Raw genomic sequence first — 23,374 nt, 5'->3', positions numbered from 1 at the left:
TAGCAAAGCACATACGCATAGTGATCGCCACGATCCTGCGACGCCACGGAGACGACGACGGCCCCCGGGTTCCCCGGGGGCCGTCGTCGTGCGGAGTGCCGGACGTCAGCGCTGCACGCCCAGCGCGTCGCGCTGCGGGGCGGGGATCCGCTCCGCGGGGATGTCCCCGGTGGACGGCCGCGCGGCGGCCGGGGCCGGCGCGGGGTCGACGTGGCCGGCGTGGCGGCCGCGGACGGTCGCCGCGTCCTCACCGAGGGCGGCCTCGATGGAGGACTCGTCCAGGCCGAGGTGGCGCAGCTCCGCGACGGCCGCGTCGAACGCCGCCTCGCGGCGGGCGGTCTCCTCGGCCAGCTCGACGACGGCGCGCTGGGCGTCCTTCGCCCGCTGGACGCCGCGGCCCAGGCGCTCGGCGAGCTCCGCCGGGTCGGTGGGACCTGCGGTCGAGGTGGAGTCCGTCCCGGCGGTCGTGGTCCCGGACGGGGAGGTCACGCTCCCGGGGGAGGAGGCGGTGTCCGCCCGGCCGTCCACGGTCGGGGAGACGGGCGCCCCCGCGGCCGCGGTCGGGGCGGCACCGGCCTCGGCGGCCTGCGGGGCCGCGCCCTCGGGAGCGGAGCTCGCCGTGGTGCGGCGCAGCGGGATGCTGGGTAGGAAGAACATCGTGATGAGGCCGATGATCATGACGAGCGCGGCGACGAGGTAGATCAGGCTCGTGGAGTCGGTGAAGCCGAGCTTGAACGGGTAGCTCACCGCGTCCGGCAGGGTCGACAGCACCGAGGTGTTGTCGGTGGCGCGGGCCAGGACCTGCTGCAGCCCGGCTTGGTCGAGGTTCGCCGACTGCAGCCCCGCGGTGAACGCCGGGGTGCCCGCGGCGGCCTGGTACTGCGAGGAGATGTTGCCGCCGAGCGAGGAGAACAGGATCGACAGGAACACGGCGGTGCCGAGCGTCCCGCCCATCTGGCGGAAGAACGTGACCGACGACGTCGCCACCCCGATCTCGCGGGGGTTCGCGGCGTTCTGCACGGCCAGGATGATCGGCTGCATGTTGCCGCCGAGGCCCCAGCCCATGAGCAGCATGACGATCATCGTCTGCCAGATCGGGGTGTCGGCCTCGACGCGGCTGAACAGGAACAGCGCGAGGACCATGAGGCCGGTGCCGACGACGGGCAGCGGCTTGTACTTCCCGGTGCGGCTGATGATCTGACCGGAGGCGAAGCTCGCGCTCATGATGCCCAGGACGAGCGGGAGCATCTGCAGCCCGCCGACGGTCGGCGAGGAACCCTTGACGACCTGCAGGTACTGCGGCAGGACGGCGAGGGCGCCGAACATCCCCATGCCGAGGATCAGGCTGCCGAGGCTGCCGACGAAGAACGTGCGGCCCTTGAACATGCGCAGCGGCAGCAGGGCCTCGTCGCCGTAGGCGCGCTCGGCGAGGAGGAAGCCGATCAGGCCGACGGCCCCGATGGCGTAGCAGATCAGCGACTTGGTGTCGCCCCAGCCCCAGATGCGGCCCTGCTCGGCGACGATCAGCAGCGGCACCAGGGTCATGACGAGCGTGAGCGCGCCGGGCCAGTCGATGCGGTGCTTGGTGGAGCGCTTGGGCAGCTTGAGGTTGCGGACCACGACGAGCAGGGCGAGCGCGCCGAGCGGCACGTTGATCAGGAAGATCCAGCGCCAGCCGGTGAAGCCGAGGAGCGTGTCCTGGCCGGAGAAGAACCCGCCGGCGACGGGGCCGAGGACGCTCGAGGTGCCGAAGACGGCCATGAAGTACGCCTGGTAGCGGGCGCGCTCACGGGCCGGGACGATGTCCGCGATGATCGTCAGCGCGAGCGACATCAGGCCGCCGGCGCCGAGGCCCTGCAGGGCGCGGAAGGCCGCGAGCATGTACATCGAGGTCGACAGCGCGCACAGCGCGGAGCCGATGACGAAGATGACGATCGCCGCGATGAAGAACGGGCGGCGCCCGTACATGTCGGAGAGCTTGCCGTACAGCGGCGTCGAGATCGTCGAGGTGATGAGGAACGCCGTCGTCGCCCACGCCTGGAGGGAGAACCCGTCGAGGTCGTCGGCGATCGTGCGGATCGCGGTCGCGACGACGGTCTGGTCCAGGGCGGCCAGGAACATGCCCAGCAGCAGGCCGGAGAGGATCGCCAGGATCTGCCGGTGGGTGAACTGCGGGGCGGCGGTCGGCGCCGGCCCCGCGGTGGTGGTGCTCATGCGGTCTCCTCGACGTGGTCGGTGGCCGCGGGTCGGCCGGGGGTGGCGGGGCGGGTGCCGGTGGTCAGCTCGGTGCGGGTGCGCTCGAGGGAGTCCGCGAGGCGCCCGAGGTAGTCGCCCAGCGCCTCGACGTCGGAGTCCGACCAGTCGTGCAGCGCGTGGGCGAGGAGGTCGTGGCGGCGCTCGCGCATGGCGTGGGCGACGTCGAGACCCTCGCTCGTGACGGCGAGCAGCCCGGCGCGCCGGTCGTCGGGGTCGGGCAGGCGCTGCAGCAGCCCGCGCTTGACGAGCTCGGCCGCCTGCCGGCTGGTGGTGGACGGGTCGGTCGCGAGGCGCTCCGCGAGCGCGGTAACGCGCTGGGGCCCCGTGTCCGACAGCACGAGCAGGACCGTGTGCATGGCCCGCTCCGCATCTGTCTCGTCACGAGCCATCACGGCCTTGACCCCGTGGAGGGCACGGATCTGCCGGGTCAGCTGCACGGCGAGGCCCGCGACCGGACCACCCGCGAGGCGGCTGCCGGGCGGCAGGCAGGCGGCGGGGTCCGCCGGGTCGGTGTCGCGCGGGGCGTCGGTGGCCGTGGTCACCGGGTCGCCTGCGGGGAGGAGGCGGGGAGCATCAGGGGCTGGTCCTCGGGTCGGTCGGTGGTGCGGGAGGGAGCGCACCCGTCCGGGTGGCCCGGAGGAGTGCTGTGGTGTGTCGCGCGGTCGTGCGTCGCTCGCGTGGTGTAACGCTCAAGCTCGCGCTCGCGAAGTACCCCTCGGGCGCTGCTCCCCAGGGTCCTGTCATTGGATGCTACACGCAACAAGTTGCCAACGGGCACCGTTCCGGAGGGGTCGTCGATGTCAGCTCAGGTCACGCCACTCCGGGGCACCCGTCGCTCCGACGCCTGCGCTAGCGTGGCGAATGACCCTATGTACCGGGAGAGTCACTCTGTGTCATTCGAGGACTGGTCGCGCGTCACCACCCTGGCGCCCGAGCCCACGTCGTCGCGCGCTGCGCGCCACGTGGTCGCCGACTGGTGCATCGAGCAGGGGATCATCGGCGATGTCGTCGACACCCTCCTCCTCCTGACCGCCGAGCTCGTGACCAACGCCGTCCTGCACGGGCGCAGCGAGGTCGTCCTCCGCCTCGGCCGCGTCGGCTCCCGCGTCCGCGTGGGGGTGGGCGACGAGAACACCCGCCTGCCGCACCGCGGCGACCTGGACCCCGACGCGCTCACCGGCCGCGGGATGACCCTCGTCGAGGCGCTCGCCGACCGCCACGGCGTCGACCTGTCCCCGCTCGGCAAGACCGTCTGGTTCGACGTGCTCACGGGCCTCGCCCCGGTCCGCGCCGGCCGCGCCACCGCCTGAGCCACCGCTCCTCCCCGGGCCCCCGACCCGGCACCCGACCGGCCCGCGCCGGGGTGCGCAGGCCGACCTACCCTGGTGACGTGTCTGCCCCCCTGCGAGGAACGCGCGAGCGCTCCGGGACCCCCGCCACCACCAGCCCCCTGACGGCCGGTGCCGCGACGGCCGTCGCGAGCCTGTGCGCCGCCCTCGCCGTGCTCCTGCTCGCCCTCGCCTCCTCCGGCGGCCTCGACCGCTCGGTGCTGGGCGACCCGGGCGCGCTCGTGCGCTACGGCCTGCCGATCGCCCGCACCGTCCACGACCTCGCCGCGGCGCTGACCGTCGGCGGCTTCGTCGTCGCCGCCGTCGTCCTGCCCCACCCCAGCCCGGCGTGGACGCGCGCCGTGCGGGTCGGGGCGGTCGCCGCGGGCCTGTGGGCCGTGGCCGCCCTCTTCGTCCTCGTGCTCACCGCCATGGACGTGATCGGCGCGGCCCCGGGGGCCGCCGGGTTCGGGGCGCAGTTCGCGCAGTTCGCGCAGCAGATCGACCTCGGCCGCGCCCTGCTCGTCACCACCGTCCTGGCCGCGGTCGTCGCGACCATCGGCGCCGCCGTGACCAGCGCCGGCGGTGCCGCCGCCGGGGCCGTCGCCTCCGTCGTCGCGCTGCTGCCGCTGTCCCTGTCCGGGCACGCGTCGGGCTCCGCCTCCCACGAGACGGCCGTCAGCTCCCTCGCCATGCACCTCGTCGGCGTCAGCGTCTGGGTCGGCGGCCTCGCGGTGCTGCTGCTCGTCGTGCCGCTCACCGGCCGCGCCACCGCCAAGGGGGAGCGCAGCGTCGACCTCGTGACCGTGGCGGGCCGCTACTCGCTCATCGCGCTGTGGGCCTTCGCCGCCGTGGCCCTGTCCGGGGTGCTCAACGCGGCCGTCCGCCTCGGCAGCTTCTCGGCCCTGTCCTCCTCCTACGGCGTGCTCGTCGTCCTCAAGGTCGTCGCGCTCGTCGCCCTCGGGGCCTTCGGCGTCTGGCACCGCCGCCGGACCCTGCCCGTGCTGGCGACGTCGCGGCGGGCCTTCGCCCGCATCGCGGTCGCCGAGCTCCTGCTCATGTCCGCGGCGATGGGCCTGGGCGTCGCGCTGAGCCGCAGCCCCACCCCCGTGCCCGACGACGACCCGACCGCCTCGGCCGCCGAGAACCTGCTCGGCGAGGCCGTCCCGCCGCCGCTGACCGTGGGCCGCTGGTTCACGCAGCTGTCCCCGGATCTGCTGTGGATCTGCATCGCCGGCCTGTGCCTGGTCCTGTACCTGCTCGGGGTCGCCCGGCTGCACCGCCGCGGCGACGGCTGGCCCGTCGGGCGGACGATCTGGTGGGTCCTCGGCTGCCTGTCGCTGTTCTTCGTGACCAGCGGCGGGGCCGCCGCGTACGGCCGCGTCAGCTTCAGCACGCACATGCTCCAGCACATGCTGCTCGCGATGGTCGTGCCGCCCATGCTCGTCCTGGGCGCCCCCGTCACGCTGGCCATGCGGACGCTCAAGCGGCGCCACGACGGCTCCCGCGGGGCCCGGGAGTGGCTGCTCACGGTCGTGCACTCCCGCTACCTGGCGGTGCTCGGCCACCCGGTCGTGGCGGCCGTCCTCTTCGGCGGCAGCCTCATCGTCTTCTACTACTCGCCGCTGTTCGAGCTCGCCCTGCGCACCCACGTCGGGCACGAGCTGATGATGTTCCACTTCCTCGGGACGGGGTTCCTCTTCGCCTCCGTGCTCATCGGCGTCGACCCCGGGGCGCACCGCCCCGCCTACCCGATGCGCCTGATCCTGCTGCTCGCGACGATGGCCTTCCACGCCTTCTTCGGCGTCGCGCTCATGCAGGGCACCGACCTGCTGGCGCCCGACTGGTTCTCCGCGATCGACCCCACGGCCAACCTGCTCGCCGACCAGCAGCGCGGCGGCGACTTCGCCTGGGGCATCGGCGAGTTCCCGACGCTGGTCCTCGTCCTGGGCGTCGCCATCGGGTGGTCGCGCTCGGACACCCGCGAGAACCGCCGGGCCGACCGCGCCGCCGAGCGCGACGGCGGCCGCGAGCTGCAGGACTACAACGCCATGCTCGAGCGGCTGGCGCAGCACGACGGGCCGCGCGGGGCGGGGCAGCAGGCGGGTCGGCAGGCGGGGCAGCAGGTGGGGCGCGAGGCGCCGCAGGACGCACCGCGGCCGCCGGCCCAGGGGTGAGCGGGGTGGACCGCCTCGTCATCGACGGCGCCTCGCCGACCCCGCCCTACGAGCAGCTCAAGGCGGCCCTCGTGGAGGGCGTGCGGGCCGGGACGCTCGTCGCAGGCTCCCGGCTGCCGACGGTGCGCAGCCTCGCCGACGACCTCGGCATCGCCCCCAACACCGTCGCGCGCGCCTACCGGGAGCTGGAGGCCGACGGCTTCATCGAGACCCGCGGCCGCAACGGCTCCTTCGTCGCCCCGCAGGGCGACGCGACCGGGCGGCTGGCGCAGGAGGCCGCGGCGGCCTACGCGCACCGCGTCCGGCAGCTCGGCGTCCCCGCCGAGGACGCCCTGCGCTACGTCACGGCGGCGCTCCGCGGCTGACGCGGCCGGTGGGCGACCCCGTGGGCACCCGGAGCCCCGGCGTGCCCGATGATGGGCGCGACGCCCGCCCGGACAGGAAGAGACCGCCCCCATGGACAACGGCAGTGGCATCGACTTCACGGTGGAGACCCTGGGGGCCTGCACCGTGGACTCGCCCCTGGCGCCCCGGCTGGACGCCCGTCGCACGACGCAGCACTACGTCCAGGAGACGGACCGCATCCTCTTCGACGACACGCTGTCGAAGGTCAGCAGCCGCGACGGCGACGTCTCCGACCTGCCGAGCCTGGAGCCCACCGGCCCGCGCAAGAAGATCTTCTTCGACCCGTCCAAGGTGCGCGTCGGGATCGTCACGTGCGGCGGCCTGTGCCCCGGCATCAACAACGTCATCCGCGGCCTCGTCACGGAGCTGACGACCCACTACGGCGTGCGGCGCATCCACGGCTTCCGCAACGGCTACCAGGGGTTCATCCCGCGCTACGGCCACGACGTCGTCGACCTCACCCCCGAGGCCGTGCAGAACATCGACGGCGAGGGCGGGACGATCCTCGGCTCCTCGCGCGGCCAGCAGGACCCGGTGGAGATCGTCGACGCGCTCGAGCGGATGGGCATCTCCATCCTCTTCGTCATCGGCGGCGACGGCACCATGCGCGGCGCCCAGCGCATCGCGGCGGAGATCAAGTCCCGCCAGCAGCGCATCGCGGTCGTGGGCATCCCCAAGACCATCGACAACGACATCCCGTTCATCGACCAGAGCTTCGGGTTCCAGAGCGCCTTCTCCGAGGCGACGCGGTCGATCCGGTCGGCGAAGGTCGAGGCGCGCACGGCCCCCAACGGCGTCAGCGTCGTGAAGCTCATGGGCCGGCACTCGGGCTTCATCGCCTGCTACGCCGCGCTCGCGCAGAACGACGCGGACTACGTCCTCATCCCCGAGGTGCCGTTCCAGCTGCACGGCCCGGGTGGTTTCCTCGAGAACCTCCGCGCCAAGGTGCAGGCCCAGGGCCACGCGCTGATCGTCGCGGCCGAGGGGGCCGGGCAGGAGCTGTTCGACGACGACGGCGGCCGCGACGCGTCGGGCAACAAGAAGCTCCAGGACGTCGGACGCCTGCTGCGGCAGTGCATCAGCGACGACTTCGAGGCCCACGGCATGGACCTCAACCTGCGCTACATCGACCCCAGCTACGTCATCCGCAGCGTGCCCGCGAACCCCTACGACAGCGTCTACTGCATCCGCCTGGCGCACGCCGCGGTCCACGCCGCGATGGCCGGGCGGACGAACATGGTCGTGGGGCGCTGGCGCCGCCGGTTCGTGCACATCCCCATCGCGCTGGCCGTCTCGGCCCGCAACCAGGTCGACCCGCACGGCGACCTGTGGTGGTCGGTGCTGGAGGCGACGGGTCAGCCGTGGTCGTTCGGGGAGTTCACGGGCGACGACGTGACCGCCTTCGGCGGTCAGTGACCTGAGGCGGTTCGCGACCTGAGCCGCCCGTGTTCTGACGTGGCCCGGCGGCGGGTCCGCCGGGTCACTTCGCCTCCGACCAGCGCCGGACGACCGCGACCTCGGCGACGAACCGGACGCCGCTGCCCGCGGCCCAGCGGTGGGCGGTCTGGGCGAGGGCGGTGTGCAGCAGCGCGACCGCCGCGTCGGCGTCGTCCCGCGGGACGTGCAGGAGCAGCTCGTCGTGCAGGCACAGCACGATCCGGCCGCCGGTCCCCGCGAGCCCGGCGCGGACGGTGGCCGCCCACGCCTTGAACAGCTCCGCCGCCGCGCCCTGGACGACGGCGTTGCGCGCGAACCGGCCGCGGGACGCGAACGCCGCGTCGGGGCCGCTGGCCGCGGCGTCGGCCAGGCGCAGCAGCCGCCCGCCGTAGGTGCGCACGTCGCGGCCCTCCCGGCCCGCGGCCTCCGCGGCCCGCAGGTAGGCCAGCGCCGTCGGGTACGCCTTCTCCATGCGGCGCAGCGCTTCTCCGGCCGTCCCCGACGTCTGCCCGTACATCGCGGCGAGCACCGCGACCTTCGCGGTGGGGCGGTCCGCGGCGAGCGCCGCCGCGACGGGCGCGTACAGGTCGTCGTCGAGGGTCGCGGCGACCAGGCCCGGGTCGCGCGACACCGTGGCCAGCACCCGGGGTTCCACCTGGCCGAGGTCGGCGCGCACCAGGACGTGGCCCTCCTCGGCGGCGACGGCGGGCCGCAGCTCCGTGGGCAGGTTGTGCAGCCCGGCCTGCGCGGTCATCCGCCCGGCGGCCGCGTCGGCCGACGACCACGCCCCGCGCAGCCGCCCGTCGGCGGTGACGTGGCGGTCCAGCCACCCGTACCCGTAGGTGGTCGCGAGCCGCTCGGCCTTGCGCCAGCGCAGCAGCGCCTCGATCGCGGGGTGCGCGCCGGCGAGGCGCTCCAGCCGCCACGCGCGCGTGTCGGGCACGTCGAACCCGAGGCCGTGCAGGGCGTCCAGGACCTGGGCGGGGTTGCGCAGGTCGAGCGCCGACCCGCCGAACTGCGCCGTGACGGGGGCGTCGCGGGCCGCGCGCAGCCGCACGTCGTCGGCCGCGTCGCGCGGGCGCGGCCCCACGGCCGCCCCGACGATCTCCTCCGCGGTGCCGCGGTCCAGCGGCAGCCCGACCGCCTCCAGCTCGACGGCCAGCAGCGCGGCCGCCGACTCGGCCTGCGCGGTCTGCACGGCCAGCGGTGCCCCGACCGGGGAGACCCGGTGCTCGGGCAGCCCCGCGACCGCGGCGAGCTGGGCCGTCGCGGCGCGCAGCGCCAGGCCCGCCAGCTCGGCGGCGCGGGCGAGCAGCTGCGCGGGCGGGAGGTCGTCGTCCAGGGCCCGGCCGTCGGCCCAGGCGGGTGACAGCTGGCCCCGCTCGTCGAGCGCGTCGTCGCTGCCGCCGTCGAGGTCGAGCAGGCCCGTGCCGTGCAGGGGCTCGATCCCGCGCCGTCCCGCGGCGGGTTCGGGCAGCCCGGCCGCGGCGGCCCACACCGCCGCCGGGTCGTCCCGCGACCCGCCGTGCAGGAGCCGGTGCACCGCGGCGAGGTCGTGGCAGCGCGCGAGGTGCACGGGCGGGGCGCCGTCGCCGCCGAGCGCCCGCACCGCGCCGGCCGCCGACCACCACACCCACCGCGGGTGCAGCCGCTCCTCGAGGTCGGCCACGAGCCGGGCCGGGGGACCGGCGACGGACCAGGTGCCGCGGGCGGAGGCGAGGCCGACGCCGTGGCGCGCCAGGACGACCAGGGCGAGCGGTTCGCCGGGGGTCGGGGGACCGTCGGCGACCAGCAGGGCCGGAGCGGGCGCGGACGGGGACACCGCCGCATCATCGCCGACGTCAGTCGTCGCTCTCCGCGGAGTCGTCCGCGGCGACGTCGTCCGCGTGCGGGGAGAGCGGTCGGGGCGTCTGGCCGAGGGTCCCGAGCAGCTGGACCGTCGAGGTGGCGAGCAGGCTCGCAGAGGTCGACGCGATCGGCACCGGAGGGGTGGGGGCGTGTTCCGGGTGCCCCCCGGCGCGAGAGTGTGAGAGCGCGCTCACGCCTGGTCCCGTCACCGTGCGGGTCTCGTCCACCGATCTCGCCGTTCAGCGATGGCTGTCGAGCAGCGCGCTGTTGACTGGCGCCATGGGGCGTCGGGCGCTGGTGGTCGTGGTGGGTCTGCTGGGTGCGGTCCCCGTGGGGACGGGGTTGCTGGGCGTCGTGGGCGGCCTGACGATCGGGCCGGGCCCGGCGGACGCGGTGCGCTACTTCGACAGCGAGTACCGCTTCCTCAACGCCGTGTGGGTCCTCGTGGGGCTGCTGCTGTGGTGGTCCCTGCGACGTCCTGGAGAGCGTGCGCTCGTCACCCGCCTGGTCCTCGCCTCCTTCGTGCTGGGCGGGGTGGCACGCCTGGTGTCGGTGGTCGCCACGGGGTGGCCGGCGACCGTGTTCAGCGCTGCGCTGGCCGTCGAGCTGCTCCTCGTCCCGGTGGTCCTCGTCTGGCACCGCCGGGCGTTCCCCGCCGTCGGGCAGGTGGCGGACTGACCGCCGACGGCGGGGACGACCGGTCAGGACGGTGCGGCCGCCGACCGGGCACGGCGTTCCCCGAGGGCGCGCAGGTGGACGGCGGCCCAGGTGCGGTAGGGCCGCCAGGCCGCGGAGACCTCCGCGAGGGACCGGCCGGGCCCGTAGCGCCGGGCGACCTCGTCGTCGAGGCGACCTTCGTGCCGGGGCAGGCCGTCCGGGGCACCGGCACCGCGCAGGACGACGAGCTCGGCGCTGAAGGGCCCCAGGCCCGTGATCCGCTGCACCGCCTCGACGGCCCGGTCCGGGTCCTGCGACCTCAGCGCGGTGGTGTCGAGGGCGCCGTCGAGGGTGGCTCCGGCGACGGCGTGCAGGTACTCCGCCTTGCGACCCGGCAGGTCCAGGTCCGCGGCCAGCAGGACCGCGGGAGCGGGGAAGGCGCCCGCCTCGCCGCACCTCGCGACGACCGCGTCGCGCAACCGGGCGGCCTGCGTGAGGCGCAGGCGCTGCGAGAGCACCGCCCAGGAGGCGGCCTCGTAGGCCGAGTGGAACCCGCAGGGGCGCAGGCCGGGCAGCTGCTCCTGGGCGTCGGCGATGACGGGGTCGCGGTCGGCCACGTCCGGCCAGCCGCGGGCGTCGACGTCCAGGGACAGGAAGCGGCGCACCTGGGCGGCCGCCGAGCCCAGGTCGCCGTCGCCGGTCACGGTGACCGTGGCGACGGCGCCGTGCTGGGTCACCGCCGCCTCGGTGCGGGACCAGTCGGCCTCGACGCGGAACACCGTGCGCAACTGCTCGGCGCACGGGTTCCCCGGCGACGGCAGCGGGGCGGGGGCGAAACCCTCCCAGAACGCCCGGCTGGTGGCCAGGGACCACGGGCCGAGCACCTCGAACTCCGTCTCGTGCGACGTCATCTCCTGCTGCTCCTCGCCGGCCCGAAGGCCTGGTCGTGCGCGGTGGCGGCGGTGCCGCCCGGTGTGCGCGGGCGCCCCGTACGTGTCAGCAACCTGACACCCTCGAGTGTATGTCAGGTTGCTGACACACATCGAGCGGAGACCGTCGCAGGTCCCCGGCGCACGGGTCGCACCCGGGTGTGACACGAGGGCCGTGAGCGGACATGTGGGGGTGTGACGTTGCGGGGAGGACCGATGGGCGATGACGTGCCGGACGGCGCCGGGGCGGTGGTCGGGTGGCCGGCCGGCGGCTCAGCCGAGGAGCGGTTGCGATCGCTGCACACCGCGACCTACCCCGACCTGCTCCGCTTCGTGGAGCGGCGCCTGCCCGCGGACGAGGCCGAGGACGTCGTCGCGAAGGTGTTCCTCGTCGCGTGGCAGCGGCTGGACGACGTGCCCCGCGCGTCGGTGTCCGAGGCGCGCGCCTGGCTGTTCACGGTGGCGCGCAACACGATGGCCAACCACGCGCGGGCCTCGTCGCGGCGGGCCGGCCTGGACGTCCGGGTCGCGCTGGAGCACCGCGACCGCCAGGAGGACTGCACCGAGGCGGTGAGCACGCGCATCGACCTGGCGCGAGCCTGGTCGACGCTGAGCGCGCGTGACCGCGAGGTCCTGGCCCTGGTCGCCTTCGACGGGCTGGACGGCCGGGAGGCGGCGCTGGTGCTGGGGTGCCGGCGGTCCACGGTCGCCATGCGCCTGGCGCGGGCGCGGCACCGGCTGCGCCAGGCCCTCGGGGCGCAGCAGGACGCGGACGGGCCCGGTGCCGCTCGCGCGCACCGCAGACCCCCGGGCGAGGGCCTCGACGACCTGCGCGGTCCTCGCCCCGGTGCCGTGCGGGGGCCGACGGACCCCGCCTCCCGTGCAGGCGGGGCGGGGGGAGCTGCGGCAGGAGTCGCGGTGAGGGGGGACTCGACAGCAGGAGCAGGGGACGTGCAGGACGTGGCGTGGGACCGAGCAGGAGGAGTGTCAGCGTGAACGACGACGGGAACGAGCGCGTGGACGACGTCCACGTCGAGCCGGGCGGCACCTCCGCCGGTGGCGACGATCTGGACCTGGCGCGGTTGGTGGTGCTGGACCCGGCGCACGGCCGTGAACCGAGCGCGCAGGAGTGGGTGCGCGCCCGAGCGCAGCTGGAGGGGATCCTCGCCACCCCGGGCGGGGCCCTCGTCCCGGCCGCTCGGACGACCGCCTCCGCCCCGGGCAGAGCGCGGAGCACCCGGGTCGGCCGCCGGGTGCCTGCAGGGCCGGGGCACGGCCCGGGCCGCGCACCGACTCGTGCCCCTCGCGCGGCCGGCCGCCGCCGGTGGGTCGCGGCCGGTGTGGCGGTCGCCGGTGCGGTGGTGGCGCTGAACGTCGCCGGGAGCGTGGTGCCGAGCGCGCAGAAGTCGGCCTTCGCGTCGTGGACGGCCTCGCCGCAACCGCAGAGCGCCTCCCAGGAGCTCGACCGCGCCACGGCGTGCGCGACGGCCTGGGCCGCGGACGAACCGACGAGGCGACCTCGGCCCGTGACCGCCGACGACGTCCTGCTCAGCGACCGGCGCGGCCCCGGCGCGATCACCCTGGTGCGCATCGGTGTGGACGTCGTCGAGTGCCAGACGATGCGCGAGGGCGGCGGGGTCTCGAGCGCGACGCTGACGCCCACGGCGCAGACCAGGCGCCCGGCGCCCGGAGGGGCGGTCGTCGACTTCATCGGCTACGCCGGCGACGAGGACCCGGCCACCGTCTACTCCTTCGCCACCGGTCGCGTCGGCGCGGGCGTCGACGGTGTCGACGTGGTCACCGAGGACGGCAGGACCGTGCACGCCAGTCTGCGGCAGGGCTGGTGGGTCGCGTGGTGGCCCGGCGAGCAGCACGTGGGCCCGGTGCCCGTCCACGAGTCCGACATCGTCGTGCGCACGGCGGCCGGGGAGACGCGGCACGACTGGCGCGACCTGTTCGTGCTCGAGGACTACCGGTCGTGAGGGCGCCGAGGTCCGCGTGCTCCCCCGCGGCCCGCCTCCCCGCACCGGACGGGAGGTCGGTCGTCCGGTTCAGCCGCTGAGCGGTCGAGGCCGCAGGCGCAGGACGATCCGTTCGGTGCTCTCCCTGCGTCGTCGGCGGACGAGGGCTTCGACGGGCACGACGATGCGGTGCTCGAGGCCGTACTTGCTGCGGACGGCCGCCGCCTCCTCCGGGTGGTCGCGGTCGTGACCCAGGACCTCGGCCACGGCCTCGACGACGGGCGCGCCGGGGGTGACCTCGCCGAAGCGGCCGCAGGGGCTCAGCAGGACGCGGGTGTCGTGGCGCAGCCGCTTCAGCTTGCCGCTGCCGGCCGGTGTCGTGACGACCAGGTCCTCGCCGAGACGGGCGATCCACACCGGGGTGGCGACCGCACCGCCGTCGCGGCGGAACGTGGTGAGGGAGACGAAGCGCTCGGCCCCCAGGGCGGTGAAGGCCGCAGGCGGGCGGGCGCCGGACGGGGCGCTCACCACGGGACGGGCCCGTCGCTGTCGGTGAACGTGGCGGTGGGTCCGTCGGCGCCGATGAGGGCCATGGCCACGGCGGCCTGGACGCCCTCGGTGATGTCCTTGCCCATCCCGCCGGTCGCGTCGGTGGCGGTCAGGCCGGGGTCGACGGCGTTGATCCGGAGGGTGGGGAAGGCCTTGGCGTACTGCACGGTGAGCATGTTCACCGCGGCCTTGGAGGAGGCGTAGGCCAGGGAGGGCCAGCGCGACTCCATCGCGGTGGGGTCGCTGGTGCGTCCGAGGGAGCCCATGCCGCTGGAGACGTTGACGACCACGCCCGCGGGGGAGGTCTGCAGCAGGGGCAGGAACGCGTGGGTGACCCGGACCAGACCGAGCACGTTGGTCTCGTGCACGACGCGCAGGTCCTCGGCGTCGACCTGTTCGGTGGTCCGGTCCAGGGCGCCGACGACGGCGGCGTTGTTGACCAGCACGTCGAGGTGCCCGACCTCGCGCCGCACCTGCTCGGCGGCGGCGGTGACCGAGGCGTCGTCGGTGATGTCCAGCTGCAGTGCTCGCGCGCCGAGCTCGCCGGCGGCGACCCGTCCGCGCTCGGCGTCGCGGGAGGCGAGGTAGACGTCCAGGCCCGCGGCGAGCAGGCGGCGGACGGTCTCGCGGCCGAGGCCCTTGTTGGCGCCCGTGACGAGCGCCACGCGGGCGCCGGGGGAGTGGTCGGTCGCACGGGTCGTCGGCTCGGGCGGGGAAGGGGGCGGTGTCGCGGTGGTCACGGGGTCCTCCGGTGGTCGTGGTGGTGCGGCTGGCGGGGGTCGTGCACGGGAGCGGTGCGGGTGCGGGCGACTCAGGCGTGCGGCGCGTGCTCGGCGCGGGCGTCGATGCTGACGTGCAGCTCGGTGGCCGCCATCGCGGCAGGGACGGAGATCCCGTGGCGGGTGCGGTCGACGACGGCTGTGGCGGTGACGTGCTCGCCGCCGTCCGCCCCCGCGCGGTGGGCCACGAGCAGGTCGACCGGCGCCGCGACGCCCCTGACGGTGAGCTCACCGCGCACGAGCCACCCGCCGTCGCGACGCTCGACCCCGGAGGAGCGGTAGGTGGCCTCCGGGTGTGCGGTGGAGTCCAGGAAGCGGGGGGAGGCCACCACGCGGTCCCGGGCCGTGCTGGCTGAGGCGAAGCTGCGCGCGTCGAGCACGGCCTCCACCGCGACCAGCGAGCGGTCGCGGGGGTCCACCGTCGCCGAGCCCCGCACGAGACGCAGGGCACCGGTGACGGCGAGCAGGCCGAAGACGTGCCGGGTGCGGAACGTCACCGCCGTCTCCCCGGGCACGAGCGCGTAGTGCTCCATCAGGTGGTGCGTCGTCGTGGTGCTGGTGGGTCCGGTGTCCATCTCGGTTCCTCCGCGGGTGGGGTGTCGACCTGAGGAGAAGTTAACTGTCTTAGACAGGTATCACAAGAGCCGAGACGGTGTGGTTCGTCGGTCGACGTCCCACCTGTTGCCCGGCAGCGCTTCTCGAGCGGTGAGGACCCCCGACCGGACGTGGATCTCACCGACTGTCCCGGACAGGGGAGTAGGGTGGCGTCCCGCCCAGAGGAGGTCCCCATGTCCCACGACCCTGCGCCGACCCGTGCCGGCGCGGCGGAACCCGGCTCGTCGGGAACCGGCCCGTCGGTCGAGTTCGGCCCGCTCAGCTCGGCGGTCGTGCGACTGGGCCGGGCGCACCGGGCCCTGGCCAGCCAGCTCATGCGCGAGGTGGGGCTGCGTCCCGAGCAGGGGGCGCTGATGATGCACCTGTGGGCGGTCGGTCCCGTCCGCCAGAGCGCCCTGGCGCAGCACTTCGGCAAGGACTCCGCCGCCACCACGCGGACCGTGCAGCGGCTGGAGCACTCCGGCTACCTGCGCCGGCGCAGCGACCCCAGCGATGGTCGCGCCACCCTGGTGGAACCCACCCCCGCGGGCAACGCGCTGCGGGGACGCGTGGAGGAGGTGTGGGGGCGCCTCGAAGCGGTCCTCGAGGCCGCCGTGCCCGCTGCCGAGCGCGGGCCCGCGCTGACGATGCTGCAGCGGACCGCCGACGCGGTGCTGGCCGAGCTCGACGCCGAGGCGACCCGGTCCCTGACGGAGGTCTGACCGCCGGGTCCCGGGGGTGGTGCGGGCCGGCCGCCCGGGCGCTCGCGGTAGAACGGGGCATGGCCAGCTCCAGCGCACCCGTCCCCGCGAGCCCCGCCGTGCCGTTCGCCGACCTCGACGCCTTCGCGGCCCTGCCGCGCCTGTCGGGGCTGACGCTGTCGGCGGACGGCACCCGGCTCGTCACCTCGGTCGCGACGCTGTCGCCGGACGCGACGCGGTGGGTCGGCGCGCTGTGGGAGGTCGACCCCGCGGGGGAGGCCTCCGCGCGGCGGCTCACGCGCAGCGCCAAGGGGGAGTCGTCCCCGTGCTTCGCGCCGGACGGCACGCTCCTGTTCACCTCGGCGCGCCCCGACCCGGCGGCGTCGGCCGCCGACGGGGACGCCCCCGCGGCGCTGTGGGCGCTGCCGCCCGGCGGGGAGGCGGCCGTGCTCGGCACCCGGCCCGGCGGCGTCTCGGGCGTCCTGACCGCCCGCACCGGCGGCCGGGTCGTCGTGCAGTCGCCGACCATGCCCGGCGCGGACGCCACCGAGGAGGGACCCACGTCCGACGCGGCGCGGCGCGCGGCCCGCAAGGACCGCAAGGTGTCGGCGATCCTGCACGAGGGCTACCCCGTGCGGTACTGGGACTCCGACCTGGGGCCCGACGAGGACCGCTGGCTCGCCGCGACCCTGCCCGCGCAGGCGCCGCTCGCCGGTGAGCAGCCCGCGCTGACCTGGACCGACCTCACCCCGGCCCCCGGGCGCTCGCTGCACGAGGGGTCCGCCGCCCTCAGCCCGGACGGTTCCCTCCTCGTGCACACCGAGAAGGTGTTCACCGCCCACGGCGACCAGCGCGACCGGCTGGTCGTCGTCCGCGTCGAGGACGGCGTCCGTCGTGTCCTCGCGGACGACCCCGCCGCCGACCTGTTCACCCCGCAGGTCTCGCCCGACGGCCGCTGGGTCGCGGCGCTGCGGGAGTCGCGCAGCAGCCCGACGCAGCCGCCGACCGTGCGGCTCGTCGTCGTCGCCCTCGACGACGGCCCCGCCGACGCGGCACCCGGCGACCTCCGCGTCGTCGTCCCCGACTGGGAGGTCTGGGGGGCGAGCCCGCAGTGGGGGCCGGACTCGCGGACGCTGTTCCTGGCCGTCGACCACGAGGGTGGCGCGCCGGTGTTCCGCGTCGACGTCGCCTCCGGTGCGGTGCAGCGCCTCACGGGCGACCGCGGCGCCTACTCCGACGTGCAGGTGTCCCCCGGCGGGGAGTCCGTGTACGCGGTGCGCTCCGCGGTCGACGCGCCGCCCGCCGTCGTGCGCCTCGCGGCCTCCGGTGCGGACCAGCGGCCGGTGCCGCTGCGCGGGCCCGCCGCGGTGCCCGAGCTGCCCGGGACCCTCGACGAGGTGACCACCACGGCGGCCGACGGCAGCCCGCTGCGCGCGTGGCTCGCCGTCCCGCACGGCGCGGGACCGGAAGCGCCCGCCCCGCTGCTGCTGTGGATCCACGGTGGTCCGCTCGGCTCGTGGAACGCGTGGTCGTGGCGGTGGAACCCCTGGCTCGCCGTGGCGCGCGGGTACGCCGTGCTGCTGCCCGACTCGGGCTTGTCCACCGGCTACGGCGCGGAGTTCCTGGCCCGCGGGTGGGGGGCGTGGGGCGCGGAGCCGTACACCGACCTGCTCACGGTCACCGACGCGGCGCTCGAGCGCGACGACCTCGACGCCGGGCGGACGGCCGCGATGGGCGGGTCCTTCGGCGGGTACATGGCGAACTGGGTGGCCGGCCACACCGACCGGTTCCGCGCGATCGTGACGCACGCGAGCCTCTGGGCGCTGGACCAGTTCGGCCCGACGACGGACGGCGCGTACTACTGGACGCGGGAGATGACGCCCGAGATGCAGGCCGCCAACGACCCGGCCGCGCACGCGGCGGACATCGTCACGCCGATGCTGGTCATCCACGGCGACAAGGACTACCGGGTCCCGATCGGCGAGGGCCTGCGGCTGTGGTGGGCGCTGAACTCCGCGTGGGAGGGCGACCCCGCGGACCTGCCGCACAAGTTCCTCTACTACCCCGACGAGAACCACTGGGTGCTCACCCCGCAGCACGCGATCCTCTGGTACGAGACGGTGTTCGCGTTCCTCGCCACCCACGTGCACGGCGTCGAGTTCCAGGTGCCCGACCTGCTGCGCTGAGGAACCCCCGTGAGGGCTTGCTCCTGACGCGACGTCAGGTCGCATCGTGGTCCGGGCCACCGCGGAGCGCGGTGGTGGACGTCGGAGGAGGCGCGGCGCGGTGGACGAGTGGCGGATCGGGGAGCTGGCCGAGCGGACGGGGGTGACCGTCCGGGCCCTGCACCACTGGGACCACATCGGGCTCGTGTCCCCGTCGCGCCGCAGCGCGGCGGGGCACCGCCGCTACACCGCGGCCGACGCGGAGCGCCTCTACCGGGTGCTCGCGCTGCGCCAGCTCGGCCTCGGGCTGGAGGAGATCGGCGACGTGCTCGCCGGTGACCTGCCGCTGCCCGCGGTGCTGACCGCGCACCTGCGCCGGGTCGAGGAGCAGCTCGCGGCACTGCAGCGGCTGCAGACCCGGCTGCGCTCGGCGCTCGTGCCCGGGGGGAGCTCCGGCGACGTCCTGGACCTGGTGAGAGAGGTGAGTGCGGTGGAAGAGACGACGGGGAAGTACTTCACGCCCGAGCAGCTGGAGGTGCTGGCGCAGCGCAAGGCCGAGCTGGGCCCGGCGGTGGAGGCGGTGCAGGCGCGCTGGCCGCAGCTCATCGCGGAGGTCGAGGCCGCGATCGCCGACGGGACGGACCCCGCGTCGGCGCGGGGGCAGGAGCTCGCGGCCGAGTGGCGCGGGCTGCTGGAGCAGTTCCACGGCGGCGACCCCGGGCTGCGGGAGAGCCTGTACCGGATGCGGGAGGAGAACGCCGCCGAGATCGAGACCCGCTACGGCGGGCCGAGCCCCGCGACGATCGAGTTCATCACCCGCGCGAACGCAGGCTGAGGCGACTCGGGACGAGGGGTTGGCGACCACGCTGCGGCCGCCGACCCCTGGTCCCGGGTGGCGTCAGAGCGGCTCGACGCCGAACGCCTGCGCGAGGGTCTGGATGCGGCGGGCGCGCCCGATGCGGGGCAGGTCGCTGCCGTCGCGGACGACGCCGCCGTTCTCGTCGAAGGCGCGCAGGATGTCGCGGGCCCACGTCGCGTCGGTCTGCGTGGGGCTCATGACCTCGTTGATGACCGGCGAGTGGTCGATGTCGAGGCTGAGCTTGCCGGTCATGCCGAGCGAGACGGCCATGTGCGACTGCTCGCGCAGCGCGCCGTGGCCGCCCGCGACGGTCGGGCCGTCGATGGGGCCGGGCAGGTTCCCGATGCGGCTGGCCGTGACGAGGCGGCTGCGGGGGTAGGCCATCGCGAGGTCCTCGGCGCTGGCGCCGGTGTCGCGGCGGTAGTCGCCGCTGCCGAAGGCGAGCCGGAAGCAGCCGCGGGCGGTGGCGATGTGGCGGGCGTCCTCGATGCCGAGGGCCGACTCCACGAGGGCCAGGACGGGCGTCGTCCCGCCCAGCGCGGCGTAGGTGTCCTCGACGTGCTCGGCGGACTCCGTCTTGGCGAGCATGACACCCGTCAGGCCCGGGACGTCCTTGAGCTCGTCGACGTCGTCCTGCCAGTGCGTGGTGCCGCGGTCGTTGATGCGCACCCACGCCTCGCCGCCGCCGCGCAGCCAGCTGATGACGTCGGCGCGGGCCGACGGCTTGCGGCTGGGGTCGACCGCGTCCTCGATGTCGAGCACGATCTGGTCGGCGCGCGAGTTCAGCGAGGTGTCGAAGCGGTCCGGCCGGGTGGCCGGCACGAGCAACCACGTCCGGGCGTACCGCGATTCCACGGGATGGGTTCCTGGTGTCCGAGTCACGCCCGGCCTCCTCGAGTCAGCGGTTCGTCGGGATCGACGCGTCGGACCCTAGCCAACCCCGGCGGCCCGCCGGACCGCCCCGGCGCGCGGCGGAGCGCCTCGGCACCCGGCGGAGCGCCTCAGCCGTCGAGCAGCCCCGCGTCGTGGGCGACGATCGCCACCTGGACCCGGTTGTGGGCGCCGAGCTTCGTCAGCAGCCGCGACACGTGCGTCTTGACGGTCGCCTCGCTCATGAAGAGGGAGCGGCCGATCTCGGCGTTGGACATCCCCTGCCCCACGGCCCCGAGCACCTCGCGCTCGCGGTCGGTGAGCAGCTGCAGGCTCTGGGTGGCCTCGCGGCGGCGCGGGTTGGACGCGTCGGCCGCGAAGTGCCCGACGAGGCGCTTGGTGACGGTGGGCGACAGCATCGCCTCGCCGGCGGCGACGACGCGGACCGCGGCCAGCAGCTCGCGCGGCGGGGTGTCCTTGAGCAGGAAGCCCGTCGCCCCGGCCTGCAGCGCCTGGAAGACGTACTCGTCGAGGTCGAACGTCGTGAGCATGACGACCGCGGGGGCCGCGGGCCGCGAGGTGATCGCCTTGGCCGCGGACAGCCCGTCCATGACGGGCATCCGGACGTCCATGAGGACGACGTCGGGGCGGTGGGCGGCGACGGCCTCCACGGCCTGGGCGCCGTTCTCCGCCTCGCCGACGACCTGCAGGTCGTCCGCGCTGGACAGGATCATCTGCAGCCCCGCCCGCACGAGGGCGTCGTCGTCGACGAGCAGCACCCGCACGGGCTGGGTGCCGGCCGACGCCTGGGGGCCGCTGGTCTGTGGTCCCGGACCGGTCACGGCTGGGTCCTCCGTCCGTCGTCGAGACTGGGTGCCCCGGCCGGGGCGGTGACGATCCTCGCATCGGGCGGCGTCCACGTCGGACCCCCCGCCCGGGGGTGGCTGCCGTCCGGGCTCGCCCACGGCAGCCGAGCGCGGACCGCGAAGCCGCCGCCCGGCTCCGGGCCGCTGGTGATCGTGCCGGCGGCGATGCCCACGCGCTCGGACAGCCCGACGAGGCCCGACCCGGCGCCCGGCAGGCCCGAGCGCTCGCCCGTCGGCCGCGCGTTGACGACCTCCACGAGCAGGTGGCCGCCCGCCTCGCCGGCGATCGTCACGGTCGTCGCGGCCGAGGGCGCGTGCTTGTGGACGTTGGTCAGCGCCTCCTGCACGATCCGGTAGACCGTGCGGCCCAGCTCCGCGGGGACGTCCGCGTGGACGGGGACGTCGGTGCGGAACTCCGCCGCGACCCCCGCCTCGCGGGAGGACTCCACGAGGCGCCGGACGTCGACGAGGGTGGGCTGCGGGGTCAGCTCCGCGGCCGAGGCCGCCGCCCCCGACAGGCCCGGGGTGCGCAGGACGCCCAGCACGCGGCGCAGGTCCTCCAGCGCGCTGCGCGCGGTCTCGCGGATGGTCGCGGCGGTCGCCTCCACCTGCTCCGGGCCGACGTCGGGGCGCACCTCGAGGCCACCCGCGTGCAGGGCGACGAGGGAGATGCGGTGGGCCAGGACGTCGTGCATCTCGCGCGCGATGCGGGTCCGCTCCGCGAGCCGGGCCTGCTCGGCGCGCAGCGCCTGCTCGCCCTCGGCCCGCTCGGCGCGCTCGCGGAGGCTGCGGACCAGGTCGCGGCGGGCGCCGACGAAGGCGCCGACGAAGACGGCGAGCGCGACGGCCGCCGTCGCGGTGACCAGGGCCACCCACCAGACCTCGGTCGTCGTGCGCACGGCGGAGAGCGTCGAGGCGACGAGCGCGACGCCCGAGAGCAGCACGAGCAGCCGGTCGCGCCGGCGGATCGCGAGGGTGAGCAGGGCGAAGAGCAGGGCGCCGTCGAAGGCGAGCAGGAGCGCCACGACGAGGCTGACGAGGGTGACCGCCAGCGGGTGCGGGCGGCGCCACCACAGCAGCACGCAGTTGGCCAGCACGACGACGGCGGCGAGGACCCCCGTCACGCTGAGGGAGCCCGGGTCCAGGAAGGGGGTCCGGTCCTCGGGGCGGCCGGTCTGGCCGAGCACCGCCTGGGCGAACCACGCGCCCGCCGTGAGCAGCGCGCCGGCGAGCGCCACGAGGTCCCGCACGCGGGGACCGACCCGCGCCCACCACCCGTCCTCACCGTCGAGGGAGGACCAGAATGCTGCGCTCACCGCCTCAGGGTAGGGAGGCGGCCCCCGGGCGACGTCGCCCGATCGTCGGTCGGCGACTCCCGCTACCGGTGGGGGTCCGCACGCCCGGCCCCCGCCCCGGGGACCTCGCGGGGACCCGGGGCGGTGCGGACGTGTCGGGCGGTCGATCGCGTCGGGGTGGGCGGTCAGCTCCCGCTCTTCAGCGCGGCGAGCCGGGCCTCCACGTCGAGGTCGGTGCCGGCGTCCTCGAGGCTCGCGAACTGCGCCTCGAGGGAGTCGCCCTGCAGCTCGGCCTGACCCGCGACGCGGGCCTCCTCGCGGCGCACGCGCTCCTCGAAGCGCGACAGCTCCGACGTCGGGTCGAGCACGTTGATCGAGCCCAGGGTGTCCTGGACCTGCGCCTGGGCCTGGGCCGCCTTCGCCCGCGCGACGAGCTGGTCGCGCTTGGTCTTCAGCTCCTGCAGCTTCTCCTTCATCTGCGTGAGCCCGGACTTCAGGCGGTCGACGACCTCGGTCTGCGACGCGATCTGCGGGTCCGCGGCCGCGACCTCCTGCTCGAAGCCGATCTGGCGCTTGAGGGCGAGCTTGGCCAGCTCGTCGAAGCGGTCGGCCTCGGCCGTGCGGCCCTCGCCGCGCAGCGCGTCGGCCTTGGCGGAGGCCGCCGCGGCCTTCGTGCCCCACTCCTTGACGGCCGCGACGTCGTCCTCGCGGTCGGCCTCGGCCAAGCGCAGGTTGCCGATGGTCTGGGCGATCGCCCCCTCGGCCTCGGCGATGTTGCTCGTGTAGTCGCGCACCATCTGGTCCAGCATCTTCTGCGGGTCCTCGGCCTGGTCGATGAGCGCGTTGACGTTCGCCCGCGTCAGCTGCGCGATGCGTCCCAGGATCGACTGCTTCTCCGCCACCGGTTCCACCCTCCTCGCCGGGCTCCCGCCCGGCCTCGTCCGTGTCGTCACCCTAGGGATCTCCGTGCGTCCCCGCCCGGACACGACCCAGGTCGTCAGTCGCCGGTCCGCTCGCTCACCGGGGCCGGCCGGGACGGTCGGTGGGACGGGCCGCCCGTCAGAACCGGCCGCCCGCGCTGCGACCACCGCCGCCGCCCCCGCCGCCGAAGCCGCCGCCGCTGCTGCGACCGCCGCCGCCCCCGAAGCCCCCGCCGAACCCACCGCCGAAGCCGCCCCCGCCGAAGCCGCCGCCGCCCCAGCCGCCCTGGCGCCGGCCGCCGCTCCCGCCGCTGAGGATGCCGCCGAGCACGGCGCCGAGCAGGGCGTCGCCGCCCACGCTCCGGCCGCCGCCGTAGCCGCCGCCGTAGCCACCCCCGCCCAGTCCGCCGCCGCCGGTGAACTCCTCGACGTCGGCGCGGGCCGCGGCGCTCGCCCGCTCGGCGAGGGAGTCGGCGGTCCGCGCGTGCTCCAGCGCGGCCGCCGGGTCGCTCGCGCGCAGGGCCTCCGCCTGGTCGAGGTGCCGCTGCGCCTCGGCGAGCCGGGTGCGGGCGGTGCCGCCGACGGCGCCGCGGCGGGTGGCGATGAAGTCCTCGGCCGCGTCGACCTCGGCGCGCGCCCCGAGGAGGGTCTGCTCCAGCAGCGCCCGCAGCCGCTGCTGCTCGCGCGCGGCCGCCTGCCGGGCGTCGACGACGGCGTCCAGGGCGCGGTCGGCCTCGACGACCCGGTGCAGCGCCCGCGACCTGGCCCAGGCCGCCGC

At 75.6% G+C, this 23,374-nt stretch carries 22 protein-coding genes and 1 pseudogene; 10 read left to right on the top strand and 13 right to left on the bottom strand.

Annotated elements, in window-relative coordinates; all coding sequences use genetic code 11:
* Nucleotides 1-105: 105 nt before the first annotated feature.
* Entirely contained in the window at nt 106-2,214 is a 2,109-nt protein-coding gene (locus F1544_RS11925; protein ID WP_167585601.1) for an MDR family MFS transporter, read from the bottom strand.
* Nucleotides 2,211-2,798 (bottom strand): MarR family winged helix-turn-helix transcriptional regulator, encoded by a 588-nt coding sequence (locus tag F1544_RS11920; RefSeq protein ID WP_167585598.1) that lies wholly within the window; start codon nt 2,796-2,798, stop codon nt 2,211-2,213. The genes F1544_RS11925 and F1544_RS11920 overlap by 4 nt, the downstream gene beginning before the upstream one ends.
* A 348-nt stretch (nt 2,799-3,146) precedes the next feature.
* Here F1544_RS11920 and F1544_RS11915 point away from each other — a divergent pair, with 348 nt between their 5' ends.
* The 4 genes from F1544_RS11915 (at nt 3,147) to F1544_RS11900 (ending at nt 7,582) form a co-directional block, all read left to right on the top strand.
* On the top strand, nt 3,147-3,566 hold the full coding sequence (locus tag F1544_RS11915) for an ATP-binding protein (RefSeq protein ID WP_167585595.1): 420 nt from the start codon (nt 3,147-3,149) through the stop codon (nt 3,564-3,566).
* Between the two features lie 80 nt (nt 3,567-3,646).
* Entirely contained in the window at nt 3,647-5,761 is a 2,115-nt protein-coding gene (locus tag F1544_RS24420) for a bifunctional copper resistance protein CopD/cytochrome c oxidase assembly protein (RefSeq protein WP_167585592.1), read from the top strand.
* A 5-nt stretch (nt 5,762-5,766) separates the two neighbouring features.
* Entirely contained in the window at nt 5,767-6,126 is a 360-nt protein-coding gene (locus tag F1544_RS25845) for a GntR family transcriptional regulator (protein WP_167585589.1), read from the top strand.
* Nucleotides 6,127-6,217: 91 nt separating this feature from the next.
* A complete protein-coding gene (locus tag F1544_RS11900) occupies nt 6,218-7,582 on the top strand; it encodes an ATP-dependent 6-phosphofructokinase (protein ID WP_167585586.1) in 1,365 nt (454 codons plus the stop codon).
* A gap of 64 nt (nt 7,583-7,646) precedes the next feature.
* Here F1544_RS11900 and F1544_RS11895 read toward each other — a convergent pair whose 3' ends face one another.
* Entirely contained in the window at nt 7,647-9,425 is a 1,779-nt protein-coding gene (locus F1544_RS11895) for a DNA polymerase (RefSeq protein WP_167585583.1), read from the bottom strand.
* A gap of 19 nt (nt 9,426-9,444) precedes the next feature.
* Entirely contained in the window at nt 9,445-9,585 is a 141-nt protein-coding gene (locus tag F1544_RS11890; RefSeq protein WP_167585580.1) for a hypothetical protein, read from the bottom strand.
* Nucleotides 9,586-9,730: 145 nt separating this feature from the next.
* Here F1544_RS11890 and F1544_RS11885 point away from each other — a divergent pair, with 145 nt between their 5' ends.
* Nucleotides 9,731-10,129 (top strand): DUF4345 domain-containing protein, encoded by a 399-nt coding sequence (locus F1544_RS11885; RefSeq protein ID WP_167585577.1) that lies wholly within the window; start codon nt 9,731-9,733, stop codon nt 10,127-10,129.
* Nucleotides 10,130-10,152: 23 nt separating this feature from the next.
* Here F1544_RS11885 and F1544_RS11880 read toward each other — a convergent pair whose 3' ends face one another.
* Nucleotides 10,153-11,019, bottom strand: a complete 867-nt coding sequence (locus F1544_RS11880) for a DNA-3-methyladenine glycosylase family protein (protein WP_167585574.1) — start codon at nt 11,017-11,019, stop codon at nt 10,153-10,155.
* A gap of 234 nt (nt 11,020-11,253) precedes the next feature.
* Between F1544_RS11880 and F1544_RS11875 the strand changes: the two genes are divergently transcribed.
* On the top strand, nt 11,254-12,033 hold the full coding sequence (locus F1544_RS11875) for an RNA polymerase sigma factor (protein WP_167585571.1): 780 nt from the start codon (nt 11,254-11,256) through the stop codon (nt 12,031-12,033).
* Nucleotides 12,030-13,019, top strand: a complete 990-nt coding sequence (locus F1544_RS11870) for a hypothetical protein (RefSeq protein ID WP_167585568.1) — start codon at nt 12,030-12,032, stop codon at nt 13,017-13,019. The genes F1544_RS11875 and F1544_RS11870 overlap by 4 nt, the downstream gene beginning before the upstream one ends.
* A 69-nt stretch (nt 13,020-13,088) precedes the next feature.
* Here the strand turns inward: F1544_RS11870 and F1544_RS11865 are convergent, their stop codons facing one another.
* The 3 genes from F1544_RS11865 to F1544_RS11855 form a co-directional block, all read right to left on the bottom strand.
* Nucleotides 13,089-13,526 (bottom strand): PPOX class F420-dependent oxidoreductase, encoded by a 438-nt coding sequence (locus F1544_RS11865; protein WP_167585565.1) that lies wholly within the window; start codon nt 13,524-13,526, stop codon nt 13,089-13,091.
* A complete protein-coding gene (locus F1544_RS11860) occupies nt 13,523-14,287 on the bottom strand; it encodes an SDR family NAD(P)-dependent oxidoreductase (protein ID WP_308470028.1) in 765 nt (254 codons plus the stop codon). Before F1544_RS11860 ends, F1544_RS11865 begins: the two co-directional genes overlap by 4 nt.
* 71 nt (nt 14,288-14,358) lie before the next feature.
* Nucleotides 14,359-14,901: a YceI family protein gene (locus tag F1544_RS11855; protein WP_167585562.1), complete on the bottom strand. Its 543-nt coding sequence runs from the start codon at nt 14,899-14,901 to the stop codon at nt 14,359-14,361.
* Between the two features lie 213 nt (nt 14,902-15,114).
* Between F1544_RS11855 and F1544_RS11850 the strand changes: the two genes are divergently transcribed.
* From F1544_RS11850 to F1544_RS11840, 3 genes are all read left to right on the top strand, one after another.
* A complete protein-coding gene (locus tag F1544_RS11850) occupies nt 15,115-15,642 on the top strand; it encodes a MarR family winged helix-turn-helix transcriptional regulator (RefSeq protein ID WP_167585559.1) in 528 nt (175 codons plus the stop codon).
* Between the two features lie 59 nt (nt 15,643-15,701).
* A complete protein-coding gene (locus F1544_RS11845) occupies nt 15,702-17,807 on the top strand; it encodes a S9 family peptidase (protein ID WP_167585556.1) in 2,106 nt (701 codons plus the stop codon).
* 100 nt (nt 17,808-17,907) lie between these two features.
* Nucleotides 17,908-18,621 (top strand): MerR family transcriptional regulator, encoded by a 714-nt coding sequence (locus F1544_RS11840; RefSeq protein ID WP_208971729.1) that lies wholly within the window; start codon nt 17,908-17,910, stop codon nt 18,619-18,621.
* Between the two features lie 63 nt (nt 18,622-18,684).
* On the opposite strand, the gene F1544_RS11835 is transcribed toward F1544_RS11840, so the two are convergent.
* The 5 genes and pseudogenes from F1544_RS11835 to F1544_RS11815 form a co-directional block, all read right to left on the bottom strand.
* On the bottom strand, nt 18,685-19,500 hold the full coding sequence (locus F1544_RS11835) for an HpcH/HpaI aldolase/citrate lyase family protein (protein WP_308470027.1): 816 nt from the start codon (nt 19,498-19,500) through the stop codon (nt 18,685-18,687).
* 146 nt (nt 19,501-19,646) lie between these two features.
* Complete coding sequence (locus F1544_RS11830; RefSeq protein ID WP_208971738.1) at nt 19,647-20,249, bottom strand: response regulator; 603 nt, start codon at nt 20,247-20,249, stop codon at nt 19,647-19,649.
* Between the two features lie 104 nt (nt 20,250-20,353).
* Entirely contained in the window at nt 20,354-21,697 is a 1,344-nt protein-coding gene (locus F1544_RS26335) for a sensor histidine kinase (RefSeq protein ID WP_167585547.1), read from the bottom strand.
* 164 nt (nt 21,698-21,861) lie between these two features.
* Entirely contained in the window at nt 21,862-22,578 is a 717-nt protein-coding gene (locus tag F1544_RS11820; protein WP_167585544.1) for a PspA/IM30 family protein, read from the bottom strand.
* A gap of 157 nt (nt 22,579-22,735) precedes the next feature.
* Nucleotides 22,736-23,374 (bottom strand): annotated as a pseudogene (locus tag F1544_RS11815) (TPM domain-containing protein); the annotation flags it as partial.

It is taken from the genome of Kineococcus rubinsiae (assembly GCF_011839805.1).
Taxonomy (GTDB): domain Bacteria; phylum Actinomycetota; class Actinomycetes; order Actinomycetales; family Kineococcaceae; genus Kineococcus; species Kineococcus rubinsiae.
Note: the sequence above shows the minus strand (reverse complement) of the source record. Positions and strands in the feature narration are given on the sequence as shown.

Coding starts and splice junctions, on each gene's coding strand:
- F1544_RS11925 (WP_167585601.1), bottom strand. CDS start 2,214: ATGAGCACCACCACCGCGGGGCCGGCGCCGACCGCCGCCCCGCAGTTC.
- F1544_RS11900 (WP_167585586.1), top strand. CDS start 6,218: ATGGACAACGGCAGTGGCATCGACTTCACGGTGGAGACCCTGGGGGCC.
- F1544_RS11885 (WP_167585577.1), top strand. CDS start 9,731: ATGGGGCGTCGGGCGCTGGTGGTCGTGGTGGGTCTGCTGGGTGCGGTC.
- F1544_RS11880 (WP_167585574.1), bottom strand. CDS start 11,019: ATGACGTCGCACGAGACGGAGTTCGAGGTGCTCGGCCCGTGGTCCCTG.
- F1544_RS11875 (WP_167585571.1), top strand. CDS start 11,254: ATGGGCGATGACGTGCCGGACGGCGCCGGGGCGGTGGTCGGGTGGCCG.
- F1544_RS11855 (WP_167585562.1), bottom strand. CDS start 14,901: ATGGACACCGGACCCACCAGCACCACGACGACGCACCACCTGATGGAG.
- F1544_RS11850 (WP_167585559.1), top strand. CDS start 15,115: ATGTCCCACGACCCTGCGCCGACCCGTGCCGGCGCGGCGGAACCCGGC.
- F1544_RS11845 (WP_167585556.1), top strand. CDS start 15,702: ATGGCCAGCTCCAGCGCACCCGTCCCCGCGAGCCCCGCCGTGCCGTTC.
- F1544_RS11830 (WP_208971738.1), bottom strand. CDS start 20,249: ATGATCCTGTCCAGCGCGGACGACCTGCAGGTCGTCGGCGAGGCGGAG.